The 14,141-nt window shown below is 41.8% G+C and carries 9 protein-coding genes; 5 read left to right on the plus strand and 4 right to left on the minus strand.

Annotation, left to right across the window (positions count from 1 at the left end; all coding sequences use genetic code 11):
- The first annotated feature begins 111 nt into the window (after positions 1–111).
- The 5 genes from DBR32_RS14325 to DBR32_RS14345 all read left to right on the plus strand — a co-directional run bounded on the left by DBR32_RS14325 (position 112) and on the right by DBR32_RS14345 (position 5,494).
- Positions 112–1,557 (plus strand): MBOAT family protein, encoded by a 1,446-nt coding sequence (locus DBR32_RS14325; protein WP_124637054.1) that lies wholly within the window; start codon positions 112–114, stop codon positions 1,555–1,557.
- Positions 1,558–1,559: 2 nt separating this feature from the next.
- Positions 1,560–2,540, plus strand: coding sequence for a hypothetical protein (locus DBR32_RS14330; RefSeq protein ID WP_124637055.1), 981 nt, complete (start codon positions 1,560–1,562; stop codon positions 2,538–2,540).
- A 33-nt stretch (positions 2,541–2,573) separates the two neighbouring features.
- Positions 2,574–3,593 carry a quinone-dependent dihydroorotate dehydrogenase gene (locus tag DBR32_RS14335; protein ID WP_233559751.1) on the plus strand — a complete coding sequence of 340 codons (1,020 nt, stop codon included), beginning with the start codon at positions 2,574–2,576 and terminating at the stop codon, positions 3,591–3,593.
- A gap of 32 nt (positions 3,594–3,625) precedes the next feature.
- Positions 3,626–4,630: a class 1 fructose-bisphosphatase gene (fbp, locus tag DBR32_RS14340; protein WP_124637056.1), complete on the plus strand. Its 1,005-nt coding sequence runs from the start codon at positions 3,626–3,628 to the stop codon at positions 4,628–4,630.
- A 165-nt stretch (positions 4,631–4,795) separates the two neighbouring features.
- Positions 4,796–5,494: a fibrobacter succinogenes major paralogous domain-containing protein gene (locus DBR32_RS14345; protein ID WP_124637057.1), complete on the plus strand. Its 699-nt coding sequence runs from the start codon at positions 4,796–4,798 to the stop codon at positions 5,492–5,494.
- 171 nt (positions 5,495–5,665) lie between these two features.
- Here DBR32_RS14345 and DBR32_RS14350 read toward each other — a convergent pair whose 3' ends face one another.
- The 4 genes from DBR32_RS14350 to DBR32_RS14365 all read right to left on the minus strand — a co-directional run bounded on the left by DBR32_RS14350 (position 5,666) and on the right by DBR32_RS14365 (position 14,109).
- Positions 5,666–6,865, minus strand: a complete 1,200-nt coding sequence (locus DBR32_RS14350) for a bifunctional 3,4-dihydroxy-2-butanone-4-phosphate synthase/GTP cyclohydrolase II (protein WP_124637058.1) — start codon at positions 6,863–6,865, stop codon at positions 5,666–5,668.
- 176 nt (positions 6,866–7,041) lie between these two features.
- The gene (locus DBR32_RS14355) at positions 7,042–10,161 is read right to left on the minus strand and encodes a DUF2723 domain-containing protein (RefSeq protein WP_124637059.1); all 3,120 of its coding nucleotides are present in this window, start codon (positions 10,159–10,161) and stop codon (positions 7,042–7,044) included.
- 197 nt (positions 10,162–10,358) lie between these two features.
- Entirely contained in the window at positions 10,359–11,138 is a 780-nt protein-coding gene (locus tag DBR32_RS14360) for a LytTR family DNA-binding domain-containing protein (protein ID WP_124637060.1), read from the minus strand.
- Between the two features lie 64 nt (positions 11,139–11,202).
- Positions 11,203–14,109, minus strand: coding sequence for a histidine kinase (locus tag DBR32_RS14365; RefSeq protein WP_158606008.1), 2,907 nt, complete (start codon positions 14,107–14,109; stop codon positions 11,203–11,205).
- Positions 14,110–14,141: the final 32 nt, after the last annotated feature.

Below are 14,141 nucleotides of genomic sequence, written 5' to 3' on the forward strand. Positions count from 1 at the left end.
GTAGATGCATCGTTCTGCCGGTACGAATATCTGTGATTTAGCGCAACTGTTGCAATACCGCACAATTATTCTATATCTTTATGCGCAAATTTCAAGCGCTGTTTCTTAAGGATGTTATTTAACTCTTTTTCTTTTGCTTTATTTCTACCGGTCGTCTTTGCCTTATATTGGTTTGTTTTTAATAAAAACCATAAGGCACAAAATATCCTGTTGCTGCTTTCCAGTTACTTTTTTTATGCCTGCTGGGATTGGCGATTCCTGTTCTTATTGATTTTTTCCACTGCTTTGGATTATTATTCCGGTATCCGGATTGCCCGGGCAACAAAACAAAAAAACCGTAAAATCTGGTTTTGGCTCAGCATTGGGATCAACATCGGCTTTTTAGGCGTCTTTAAATATTACAATTTCTTTGCCGAGAATATGGCTGCACTGCTGGCCCAATTCGGTATGAAAGCCCATCCCACACTGCTACAAGTGATCTTACCCGTGGGTATTTCTTTCTATACTTTTCACGGTCTTTCGTATGTGATCGATGTATATAAAAACAGGATTAAAGAGGAGCGCAATTTTGCCGATTATGCGGTCTTTGTCAGTTTTTTCCCCTTACTGGTAGCCGGGCCTATAGAACGTGCCACCCACCTTCTGCCGCAAATCAAGAAAACAAGGTATTTTGATTATGCCTATGCGGTAAGCGGCCTTCGGCAGATCTTATGGGGACTGTTTAAAAAAATAGTAATTGCAGATAATTGTGCCGAAATGGCGAATGAGCTGTTCAACTATACTTCAGGGCACAATGGCAGTGCCTTATGGCTGGGCGCGCTATTCTTTACCTTCCAGATTTATGGTGATTTTTCGGGTTACTCGGATATTGCTTTAGGCACGGCACGGCTATTCGGGATTGACCTCCTGCGCAATTTCGCTTATCCCTATTTCTCGCGGGATATTGCAGAATTCTGGCGTCGCTGGCACATTTCCCTCTCTTCCTGGTTTAGAGATTATGTGTATATCCCGCTCGGTGGCAGTAAAGTAGCCTTGTGGAAACAAATCCGGAATACCTTTATCATCTTTATCCTGAGCGGCTTTTGGCATGGTGCCCAATGGACTTTTATTGCCTGGGGGGTATTAAATGCACTGTACTTTATGCCTTTGCTCCTATTCCGGAATAACCGAAAGCATATTGACATCGTTGCGCCCAATAGTCTCTTTCCGGGTTTCAGGGAAGCACTTTCTATTGCACTTACCTTTATCCTTACCATGATCGCCTGGGTATTTTTCCGGGCACAGGATATGCAGCATGCCTGGCTTTACCTGAAAGGAATGTTTTCGAAAACGATTTTTCAGGTACCGAATATACAAAATATGCCTAAAGCCCTGATGGTATTGGCATTCATTGGTCTGTTTACCGGCATCGAATGGCTGGGCCGCAGACATACATTTGCCCTTGAAGGCTTAACAAAACAGACAAAGGGCCTGCAATATCTTATTTATCTCACGCTGATCCTTGTCATCTTTGTATTTGCCGGCAGTCCGCAACAATTTATCTATTTTCAATTTTAAGTATGAAGCGCTTTCTGAAACATACACTGTGGGTGCTGCTGCCTTTGATTGTACTGGCTTATCCTTTAGACCGGTGGTTAAGCGCGCGCCTAAAGCAGTCGCATACCCTTGCCAATGGGGAATACCTGGTTTGGAATGATATCTATGACCGACAGATCAATAGCGAATTGGCAATTTATGGCTCCTCCAGGGCATGGCGGCATTTCGATCCGCAGATTTTGGAAGATTCGCTGGGCATGAAGGCCTATAATTTGGGCATGGACGGCTATGGCTTCTATTTACAATATATGCGGCACCTGGAATACCTTAAATACAATCCCAAACCAAAATACATTATTCTTTCTTTGGATCTGTTCACCTTCGAAATGCCCAAGGGGCTTTATAATTCGGGGCAGTTTATTCCATATATGCGCTCAAGTGCATACATGAAGCAGTATTTACAACCTTTGCAAGGATTTAGTGTTTATGATTATTATGTGCCCCTGCTGCGCTATTTCGGCAAAAAAACAGAATTGAAGGAAGCGCTGAAAATAGGTTTCAAAGGAGAGCAACAGCCTGCTTTGAGAACAAGGGGATTTGCCGGGAACCCTGAATCCTTTAATGAAGATTTTCAGAATGCCGCCAAAATGATCGAGAAATATACGGTGCTTATTGATAGCCCTTGTGTGCAACTCCTGCATCGTTTTTTGAGCGATTGCAAAAAGGAGGACATACAGGTGATTATGGTCTATTCTCCACAGTACACCGCTATTAAACAATTCCTGGTGGGAAAAGAAGCATTGGTCGCATTATATCAAAAATTTGCGGCGACGTACCAAATCCCTTTTTTAGATTATTCAGAAGATGTACTTTGTTTTGACCAATCCAATTTTTACAATACTTCTCATATGAATACTAAGGGGGCCACCCTTTTCTCTCAAAAACTGGCCCACTTTTTAAAAAGGAATACTCTTTTGTCCAAAAATCTGCCGGTTAAACCCTAGAGATATGGCAGGGGAACTGTATCTTTGCAGGCGATGATGTACCGCTTACTCAAATACTTTTTATTCAAAAAAGACCCGGAATATATCCATTATTGGGCCATGCGTATGCTCAACAGGGCATCCGGAATCACTTTTGTGCGCAACTTCTTTAAAAAAGAATGCACCACCAATCCGAACCTGGAACGCGAACTTTGGGGCATTAAATTCAAAAATCCTGTAGGCCTGGCCGCAGGTTTTGATAAAGATGCCAAGTTTATTGATGAGTTGTCTATGCTGGGTTTTGGATTTATCGAAATTGGCACTGTAACTCCTTTACCCCAACCGGGTAATGATAAGCCGCGCTTATTCCGCTTACCCAAAGACAATGCACTGGTCAACCGCATGGGATTCAACAATGATGGTGTGGTGGCTGCAGCAGAACGGCTGCGTCAACGCAAGTCGGATATTGTGATCGGAGGCAACATCGGAAAGAACAAAGTCACGCCCAATGAGGATGCGGATGATGATTATGAAAAATGTTTCCGCGCTTTGTACGATGTGGTCGATTATTTCACGGTTAATGTCAGTAGCCCCAATACCCCAAACCTGAGGGCTTTGCAGGAAAAAGAACCGCTGCAAAAGTTGCTGACTCGATTACAGATCATCAACTCTCAGTTAGGCAAAGAAAAACCGATTCTACTCAAAATAGCACCCGATCTCACTTTAGAGCAACTGAATGACATCATAGAGATCGTGGAAAATACCCGTATACACGGGTTGGTGGCCACCAATACTACTATTGACCGTAGCGGATTAGCCTCTTCCCAGGCAGAGATCGATGCGATCGGCGCCGGTGGTTTAAGTGGTCAACCGATGAAAGATAAGGCAACAGATGTGATTCGTTATATTCACCAGAAAAGCCATGGCAAAATACCTATTATGGCGGTCGGTGGTATCTTTACCGCTGCCGATGCCCAGGAAAAACTGGATGCCGGCGCTAGTCTGGTACAGGTCTATACCGGTTTTATCTATGAAGGGCCACTTATCGTAAAAAATATTTGTTCCGGTTTATAATTTCAATCAAAAAAAAATACAATCCCAAAAATATGGCGCTAAAACTCGTTACCCTTGACGATTTCACAATTAACCAAACCCGTCAATTCCCTAAAGCTACCGGCCAACTGTCTTCTATATTAAGAGACATTTCCCTGGCGTGTAAAATCATTAATAAGCAGGTAAACAAAGCCGGTCTGGTCGATATTATCGGTCAGTTCGGGGCTACGAATATCCAGGGTGAAGAACAAATGAAACTAGATGTATATGCGGATGAAGCATTGATCAATGTACTGAAACGCAGTGAACACTGTGCCGGTATTGCATCTGAAGAGAATGATGATTTTGTGGCCTTTGATGATGAATTTTCCATCAATTCTAAATATGTGGTTTTATTTGATCCTTTGGATGGATCTTCTAATATTGATGTGAATGCATCTATCGGAACCATCTTTTCGATCTATAAAAGGGTTAGTGAGATTGGTCAGCCGGTTTGTGCCAAGGATTTTTTGCAGGACGGTACCAAATTAATGGCGGCCGGTTATGTAATCTACGGCAGTAGCACCATGTTGGTATATGCCACACGCCTGGGGGTAAACGGGTTTACTTTAGAGCCTTCTATCGGTGAATTCTGTTTATCACATCCGAATATGCAGGTAAAAGAAAATGGCAAGATCTATTCTCTGAATCAGGGCAATACGGTAAAATTTGAAGAAGCGACCAAACAATTCCTGGAGTTTTGTATGGAAGACAATAAAGAAGATTGCCGCCCTTATTCGCACCGTTATATCGGTTCTATGGTAGCCGATCTGCACCGTACTTTGATCAAAGGCGGGATTTTCCTGTATCCTGCGGATAAGAAAAACAAGAATGGTAAGTTAAGGTTACAATATGAATGTAATCCTATGGCCTTTATCGTGGAAGCGGCCGGTGGACTGGCCTCTACGGGTACGCAACGTATTCTGGAGGTGGAGCCAACAGAGCTACACCAAAGGGTACCGATCTATATCGGGTCTAAGAATATGGTAAAGAAAGCCTTGTCTTTTATCACGGAATAAGTTTCTATATAAAGTATCTCAAAATCGCCTTGAATATCTGGTATATTCAAGGCGATTTTATTTTAAACAGGGGAAAACACCAAGCATATTTGGGGTATTTTCCTCTATTTTCAGCCCTTTTCCTGCATGATCTTTGGGGTATTAATCACCAAATAATAATAAACCATGAAAAGCATAAAATTCAATAGAAGCACGATGATGTGCTGCATCACCTTACTGAGCCTTACTGCAAGTATGACCAGCTGCGCCAAAAAAACATCGAAACCCACAGACCCTGTTACGGTAACCGATGTGGATGGTAATGTATATACTACAGTACGCATCGGCACGCAACTGTGGATGACAGAAAACCTCCGTACCACGCGCTATAAAGATGGCACGGCCATCCCTACAGGCCTGAGCAATACGAGTTGGGGAGATGCCAGTGCAGGTGCTTTCGCCATATACGCCGAGAATAATGCCCATAATACCACCTATGGCAAATTATATAACTGGTATGCAGTTAATACCGGAAAATTAGCCCCCGAGGGCTGGCATGTGCCTAGCCGCGCAGAATGGGAGACACTGGTGAGTAATCTGGGCGGGTCGTCTGTAGCGGGTGGAAAATTAAAAGCAATCTCGTCTTTATGGAATGCGCCTAACCTGGGCGCTTCTAACAGCAGCGGCTTTGCCGCCTTGCCAAGTGGTTATAAAGGCACAAGCGGCGGATACGAACTGATGGGCGAATCGGCTTATTGGTGGGCGTCCTCAGCGCGCAATGCCAGCCAAGCGGATTACCTGCGTGTGGATGATGATTTAGCCGGGGCTGCAATAAACGGGGCAACCAAACAATTCGGATATGCTGTTCGCTGTATCAAAGATTAAAAAATCCCTATTATCGCGAACGATAACATCTTAAAAAAAAGGAAACGCCCATGAACATAATGTTATGCTCATGGGCGTTTTCCCTTTTTACGTTAGCTTCTATAATTGAGCAGTCATTGTGCACAAAACAAAAGCAATATCTGCCCTATATTTTATGACATCAGTGCCGATTTATTTTAAAATATCATGGCCTAATTTATCTCTTTTGGTCTGCAGGTATTTTTCATTATGCGGATTGGGTACAATCTCCAAAGGCACTACATCTACGATCTCAATACCATAACCGAGTAAACCGGCACGTTTTCTAGGGTTGTTGCTCATCAAACGCAGTTTAGAAATGTTGAGGTGGCGTAAGATTTGTGCACCCACACCATAGTCGCGCTCATCCATTTTAAAGCCTAAGGCCAGATTGGCCTCTACGGTATCTTTTCCTTCTTCTTGTAATTTATAGGCTTTCAATTTATTGATCAGTCCTATACCACGTCCCTCCTGATTCATATATAATACACAGCCTCTACCTTCCTGTTCTACCAACTCCATAGCCCTTTGTAATTGCTCTCCGCAATCACAGCGTAAAGAATGTAAAATATCTCCGGTAAAACAAGAGCTATGTACCCTTGTCAAAATCGAATCGCCATCTTTCCACTCTCCTTTGATTAGGGCTAAATGTTGCTCACCGGTATTTTTTTGACGGAAGGCCACTAATTTAAAATCACCGTATTTGGTAGGCATATCCACGCGCACTTCTTCTTCAATCAGGCTTTCTTTCTCTAAACGGTAAGCGATCAGGTCTTTGATGGAGATGATCTTCAGGTCATATTGTTTGGCAATTTCCAGTAATTCCGGCAAACGGGCCATGGTTCCGTCATCGTTCATAATTTCTACCAAAACACCGGCCGGTTCCATACCTGCCAGACGCGCCAGGTCAACCGTCGCTTCCGTATGTCCGGTACGTCTCAGTACCCCACCCGGTTTGGCTCTTAAAGGAAAAATATGACCCGGTCTGCCCAAATCTTGTGGTTTGGTGGCCGGATCGATCAGTGCCTGTACCGTCTTCGCTCTATCCTGCGCAGAAATACCGGTAGTACAGCCCTGTCCGATCAAATCTACGGATACCGTAAAGGGCGTTTGGTGTAACACCGTATTATCTTCTACCATAAGGTTCAGATTCAAGGCATTGGCACGCTCTTCGGTAATCGGCGCGCAAATAAGCCCTCTACCGTACTTGGACATGAAATTAATAATCTCGGGAGTTACATTGGCCGCTGCGGTAACAAAATCGCCTTCGTTTTCACGGTCTTCATCATCTACAACAATAATGAGTTTACCTTTTTTTATATCTTCTAATGCTTCTTCTATTGTATGTAGCATAAATTAAATGTTTATCATTTTTTTGATCGTGCAAAAATACATGATATTATTTGTTTCCTGTTGTTTTGCAATAAACTATTGCAATATTCTAACAAAAGCATAAACCCGATTGATAAGGGTATCAACCGGGTTTATGCTTTTGTATTTGTGAACAAGGTTATCGCTTACATGCTACCTTATTGTTGACGTTGTTGCATTTGCTGCATATATTGTTGCATATATTGCTTGAATGGTTCTGATTTAGCTTCCAGTTTTTGGTTCATCGCCATCATGGCATCGGTCCATTTTTTTACCAGGTCTTCCTGCTTGGCTTGCTGGGCAATTCCGGTAAGGTTGCGCATAACCTCTAAATTCCTAAAGGCAAGCTGCACCGTTCCTTCTTGTTTACGCTCCGAAAGGTCTACATAATAATTGGTGAAATCAGCGGCATATTTGATCAATTTATTCGCTACTATTTCTGCTTTTTTAGGATTTCCGGCGGTCATATAAGCCTGAACAAAAAGCATACCTGTTTGTTCATAGAAGGTAATCTCTGTAGGGAAAGAAGACTCGGAAATCTGTGCAAGAGATCTGTCTAATATTTTCACCGCATCATCGCTTCTGCCTGCCAGGGCCAATTGTATGGCTAAACCGGCTGCATCGTTACGATAACCATAGAAAGTACGTTTGTTAGACTCATCATAATAAACCTTGTCTGTATTCGCCTTACCGAAAGTATATACTTTATTAAAGAAGTTGAAGCTCTTGTCTAAATTATCTACCGGAGTAAAACCGCCCACAGCAGGTCTTATATTATTCGGAACAAATTTCAACAAAGTACCTTCTTTACGCAAATAATTCTCTAATCCGGCTACAGAACCATCTCCTAATACACCGTTACATACATAAAGTGGTCTTTTCCAACCTTCTCTGGCAATACCAGCAATAATATTCATCATAGACAGGTCAGAACGGATCAGATTATTTCCTTTTACCGTCATCAGTATAGAATCCGGTATAGATACGTTTGTATCGTTTGCCGCAATCAATCCGCTCGCTAATACCGCTTGTTTATCTACTGCAATGTACATATTACGCGCCGGTACAAAACTGGATTTTCTTTCTGTTGGTAACATCGAAGCAACTGAATGGTTTGGATCCATCATAAACTGCATCACTTCATTAAAGTTAATGGCTTTACTGGCTACTCTCGGATCTTCCTGAACGGAGTAGGAATTATCATTACCAAAACCACCTACATATTCTTTGGTCCAGATCATCGGTACGGCTGCACCGTCATTTACCCTGTTGAACATTTGTAAGTTCTGCCAATCGGTACCTAAGAGATTATAGTTAAAGATACGCACATCGGTACGATAGCCTTCTACCTCTTGGATGTACCATAAAGGATAGGTTTCATTATCACCATTAGTAATTAAGATCGCATCTTTATCGCAGTTTGCCAGCATATTACGGGCATGGTCTAAGGCTAATGTCTTATTGCTACGGTCATGATCATCCCATTCCTGAGAAGCCATCAGCATCGGCACGGCGATCAGGCCGATTACCGTTGCCAAAATAGCGTTAGAGCTCTCGTTTTTCACAAGCTTAGATAACCATTCTCTGATCATCAATACCCCAAAGCCGATCCATATTGCAAAGGCATAAGCGGCTATATACTGGTAATCTCTTTCACGAGGTTGGTATGGTGTATTGTTAATGTATAACTGTACGGCAATACCGGTAAAGAAGAATAAGGATAAAACCACATAAGCATCCAGCTTATTCTTTTTAAATTGGTAAATCAAACCGATCAAACCAACAATGAATGGAATAAGGTATAATTTATTGTGTGCTTTATTATTTTTATAGGAATCGGGCATTTTGTTAAAGTCCCCGCGTCCCATTGCCTTATCAAGGCCGTTGATTCCGGAGATCCAGTTACCGTTCTGCGGCTCTCCGCCATTACCCTGATAATCGTTTTGACGTCCGGCATAGTTCCACATAAAATAGCGCCAGAACATATGGTTGATCTGATAATCTAAGAAGAAGCTGAAGTTATCCCTTGCGGTAGGCGGCTCTCCATCGGCCAATCCGAGATTGCTCCGGTAATAGCTCACGTGGTTTGGCTGGGGACTCCATATTCTCGGGAACAGATGACGCTCTTCGTATACATAGTCAATATTCTCGCCCACTACATTATAGTGATCTTTTCCGTCCACTTTTACGGGCAAATAATTTTCGCTCGTCATTTTGTAATCAATAGGCTTGGTATCAAAATACTGCCCTGTAAGGAAGGGCTGTGTACCATACTGCGTACGTTGCAAATAAGGAATCAAAGACATTACATTGTCCGGATTGGTCATGTTGATGGACACGCCTGCTTTGGCACGAATGATCGTGGGTACATAGCAGGTATAACCAATCGTCATGAATACCATCGACAAAGTGGATAAGTGTAATAAGTATCTGTTTGATTTTTTGGCATATAAAAGTACGCCTGCCAGAATAGCCGCAAATAAAATCAGGAAGAATATGGCTCCTGAATTGAAGGGCATATTAAAGGAGTTTACAAACAGCAATTCAAATTTAGAGGCAAAAATCGGAATGTATTGGATCACGCCATATTGCACCACCAAAAGAACAACACCTCCTATAAAATAGGCTAAAAGACCACCGGTCAAGGTAGGTTTATAGCGTTTGAAATAATAGATAAGGGCAATAGTAGGAATGGCCAATAAGCTTAATAAGTGCACCCCGATGGATAAACCGATGAGATAAGCGATTAAAATAAGCCAACGATCGGCATAAATATCACTACTTTCTTCCCATTTCAAAATAGCCCAGAATACTACAGCTGTAAAAAAGGAGGAAGTTGCATATACCTCTCCCTCTACCGCAGAAAACCAGAAGGTATCTGAAAAAGTATAGGCTAAAGCTCCGACAACACCGGCACCGATAATGGCCAATATGTTGCCTTGCGCTAAGGTTTCATCATTTTTGTAAAAAATACGTTTTGCAAAATGGGTAATAGACCAAAATAAGAACAGGATCGTAAAGGCGCTGGCAAAGGCACTAAGGGCATTGACAAACATAGCAACCTGCTGCGGAGCCGGTGCAAAAATCGCAAAGATTCTGCCCAAAAGCATAAACAGCGGGGCCCCCGGAGAGTGACCTACTTGTAATTTATAGGCACAAGAGATAAATTCTCCACAATCCCAAAAGCTTACGGTAGGTTCCATTGTCATTAGATAAACAATCAATGCAATTGCAAAAACCGCCCAACCTGTGATGTTATTGATTTTCTTAAAACTCATGTTGTAAACATTAATGTGTGCGCAAATATAAAGTATACATTTGATAATAAAAACACTCTATGACAACAAAGACGGGCAATAGCCGGATATTGTTGGCGTCTTTGCATGTAAAATTTCAGGAAGGCAATATAAACGGTTGCCCTAAGGGATCGGCGCCGGTATATTAAGCCTGAATTATCCTTTATGAGGATGGTCTTTTATTGCTGCAAATATTCCAGCAGTTCTCTGATCGGAAGCGCCACATTAATCTTTTCTCCACTATACAGAGTAAGCAGATTGCTTTGACTGTCATAAGAAACGACCTGTGCCTTATTAACGATATATGATTTATGCACTTTAATAAAGCCAAGGCTTTCATTGAGTTCTGCACTGACGAATTTCATATTTCTGCTGTGTGTGATTTTCTCTCCATTGGTCAGCAAAATATTACAGTAACTCCCATTCGCTTCCAGATAGGCAATCTCGCTGATTTTAATAATCCTGAAGCCATTTCTATTGGGAATGACAATAGTATCTTTTTCGGAAGACAGTCCCTCATGACCGCGCAATTCGGCGCTGTCTACATTTTCTTTAGCAGCTACCCTATCCGGTAAGGTACACTTCTCAATCGCGATCTTAATTTCATTTATGGTTATAGGCTTCAGCAAATAATGCCGCACATGCTTATAATTAAATGATTTGTAGGCATGCGCCTCACTGGCGGAAACAATTATAATATTATCGGCAAACTGTTCCCCCAGTTTATCCAGCACTTCAAACCCGGTTTTATTACCGATGCTGATGTCTAAAAAGAGGATATGCACTCTTTTTAAGTTAAATAAAGTAACCGCGCTATTAAAATCCGTCGCTTCTAATATCGTTATCTGTTCATTATTATAGATATATTTCAACAGCCCTTTAATATTATCTATCGAAGCCTGTTCATCGTCGACAATGCCAATAACGATATCAGGAATAGTCCTCTTTTCTTCACTCATTTAAATATAGTTTTTTTAGCGTATAATATTTCATAGGTATAGTGTTTCAACAGATATGGATCGATTATTTTTTCAATCTTTGGTCGATATCCAAAGGTAAAATAAATTTACATTGGGCACCCATCGCGCCATTCGCAAAGGTGATTGTTCCCTGTCCGAATTGTGCCGCAATCAGGGCCATTTTATGGGCGACAATGCCTAATCCCCTGTTTTCATTTGGCCGGACATGCCCCTCAAAGCGGCTGCCCGAGTTTTCAATAATAATAGTAAGGGTATGATCATCTCTATTTTCTACTATAGAAAACCCGATGATATTCACGGCATCTTTTTCTTCTGAGAAACCATGCTCAATCGCATTTTCGAAAATAGGCTGTAAAATCATTGCCGGAAGTTTTATGGCGCCGGGCTTGCGCAGTAAATGAAAGTCTGTAATGACACTGAATTTACCCGGATAACGGCATTCCTGTACGTATATATATTGCTTGATAAAGACCAGTTCCTCTTCCAAAGTGGTAAAATCAACATCAAAGTTCTTAATCGAATTGCGCATCAGCTTACTAAAATGTTCGAAATACTGTAGCGCATTTTCTTTATTGTCTTCCAGTATATACTTCTGTAAAGGGTTTAAAGCATTAAAAATAAAGTGCGGCTTCAATCGCGAAGATTGCAGCTTGTTTTTCACCAAGAGCAGCTCATGTTGATTTTTCAGATGGATATACCTTTGCCGGCTGCGTCTTTTTATAATGGCAGTAGTGATCAAAATAACCATTGCCAATACCATCAAAAATCCGGCAACCTGTACCTCTAGCCTTTGCCACCACAGCGGACTGATCATGAGTACCAGTTCTTTGGTAAGATACCCTTTAATCTGAAAGGCGCTTACCTTGATCCGATAGGTGCCCGGACGGAACAAACCTATATTTAAGATATGCGCTTTATCGGCACTGCCCTTCTTGAATAATTTATCATCCTGGTCATATACCTCATAAATGATATTGTACTTTTCGGTATTAAAATCCAGGATGTCTACTACCAATGGAATATCCAGTTTAGCGGAATAGGTATAACGCAGGGTATCTGCGAGCGGGCTGTTATTCTTCCGGGACAACTGCCGGATAAATAGGGGAAAAGACAAACGCTGTGATAGCTTATCTTTTTGCACCTTTATAATACCCTTCGTCATACCGATCCAGAGATAATGAGTATCAATCGAGAAGCAATTCATTTTTGCATCATCAGGCATCTCTTCGTTAGATAAAAACAGGGCCCCGTTTTTGGTGCGGATATTGTATTGCAGAATCCCCGTATTGGTAAGTACATATATCATGCGGGTCTGTTCATCCCAATCAATTTGTTTCACATCATTACCTGAAATATTTTTGAGCAATTCAAAATTGGCTTGCCCCAGCGGTTTGATCCATATCTGTTGCGAGTTCAGCAAGACAATATTGCCTTCATAGTTCCGCAATTTAAGTGCCCTGAAATCCGCTCCGTAGATAATTCGTTTATCGTTGAGATATAATCCCGTCGTATTGGCAATGTAATATCCGCTGTCGGGGAATGCACTACATTTTGCCAATATCAAATTATAGGGGTTAATCGCCGCTTGTTTGACGGGGATGGTATCCAGTTGAAATTTGTCTTTATTAATCTGCAAAAAGAAGGTGCGTTTGACAATCGCAATGTAATCTTCCGCTTCTTCATAGGCATCTTTCACCACAGTAGTGCTTAGCTTACCAGGCGCATGAGCATCCGTAAATGTGTATAGATTACCCTCATCGGAAATCAACATGCCTTTGCCGGCCGGGTTGACCAGCATCATTTTGGTTTTACTGTTATCTGTATTGGTACCGGCAATATACCGGCTTACCCGGTCTATTTTGTCTTGTTTGCGCCATAAGACATCTGCTACGGGCCTACGGTAACCGGTGATGATCCTGTCCTTTTTTACATTTAAATAGCAGATATCAGGTTCATAGTACAAGCGTTTATCCGTACAATCATCGTAATAATGCTGCGCTTCGGCAGGACTGATCCGCAATAGCCCATTGGACAGTGTGCTCAACCATATATTCCCCTGCCCATCCTTCACCAAACCGGAAACGCAAATACCATTCAAATGGTGTGCAAAGGGTGCAAATACAGCAGTACGCTCGTCTTTCTTTAAAATCTCCAGGCCATAAAAACGCCATGCAATCCATTTTTCATTATTTACATTGAGTACGCCTAAGATATAATCTCCTTTGCGCACATGATTATTCTGATAATAAGCCCAGGAGGAATCTCCTTCTGCAGTCTTTGCGCGATACGCATAGTTTTTGCCGGAAGAAAATCCATCCTCATAAAAATTCATTTTATGGAGTGCTACATTAACCCATTCGGGCAGCAGCGCAAGCATAGACGGGGATTCAATCTGGTATTTCTCTTTTAGCGCGTCGGCAATAACATTGATAAACTCTTTTTTATGGGAAAAAAGATGGATGTTTTTGAACTTGTCCGTTTCACGCTGATAAAAATCTGTGGCAGGCATAAAAAATGATTGCCCGAAATAACGCAGGAAATAAAGCCGGTCTTTAATCCTCAAAAAATTTTTAAATGTATTATTGGGCTGATCCCAGGGCGGGTTGTAATTACGCAGCAGGGCTATTTTTCTGGTTTGGGTATTAATATGGATGATATCCCCGTAATAACTCATACCAATGAGATAGGCACCGTCTTTAAAAAGACAGACGATTTCCCCATCGTATCCGGGTATATCTATCGATTCAAAGTCATTGCCATTATACACCTGCAGCCCCCTATCGGTTGCTACCCATAGATAGCCCTGATCATCAAGCTGCAATTTGTAACATACGTTGCTGGCGAGCTTATGCGCGCCCTCTGTGTAATTGATATATTTTTTGCCCTGCGAGATCTCGGCATAATTAAATTGGGCGGTAGCCCTTATTCCTGCCAGTATCCCGATAAACAAACAAATTATTTTTTGTATTATGCCCCTCATAA

Source organism: Taibaiella sp. KBW10, assembly GCF_003852495.1.
Lineage (GTDB): Bacteria > Bacteroidota > Bacteroidia > Chitinophagales > Chitinophagaceae > Edaphocola.

What these genes read in the sequence shown, in the direction of transcription:
- DBR32_RS14325 (WP_124637054.1), top strand. Translation starts at nt 112, where the DNA reads ATGTTATTTAACTCTTTTTCTTTTGCTTTATTTCTACCGGTCGTCTTT.
- DBR32_RS14330 (WP_124637055.1), top strand. Translation starts at nt 1,560, where the DNA reads ATGAAGCGCTTTCTGAAACATACACTGTGGGTGCTGCTGCCTTTGATT.
- DBR32_RS14335 (WP_233559751.1), top strand. Translation starts at nt 2,574, where the DNA reads ATGATGTACCGCTTACTCAAATACTTTTTATTCAAAAAAGACCCGGAA.
- fbp (WP_124637056.1), top strand. Translation starts at nt 3,626, where the DNA reads ATGGCGCTAAAACTCGTTACCCTTGACGATTTCACAATTAACCAAACC.
- DBR32_RS14345 (WP_124637057.1), top strand. Translation starts at nt 4,796, where the DNA reads ATGAAAAGCATAAAATTCAATAGAAGCACGATGATGTGCTGCATCACC.
- DBR32_RS14350 (WP_124637058.1), bottom strand. Translation starts at nt 6,865, where the DNA reads ATGCTACATACAATAGAAGAAGCATTAGAAGATATAAAAAAAGGTAAA.
- DBR32_RS14355 (WP_124637059.1), bottom strand. Translation starts at nt 10,161, where the DNA reads ATGAGTTTTAAGAAAATCAATAACATCACAGGTTGGGCGGTTTTTGCA.
- DBR32_RS14360 (WP_124637060.1), bottom strand. Translation starts at nt 11,138, where the DNA reads ATGAGTGAAGAAAAGAGGACTATTCCTGATATCGTTATTGGCATTGTC.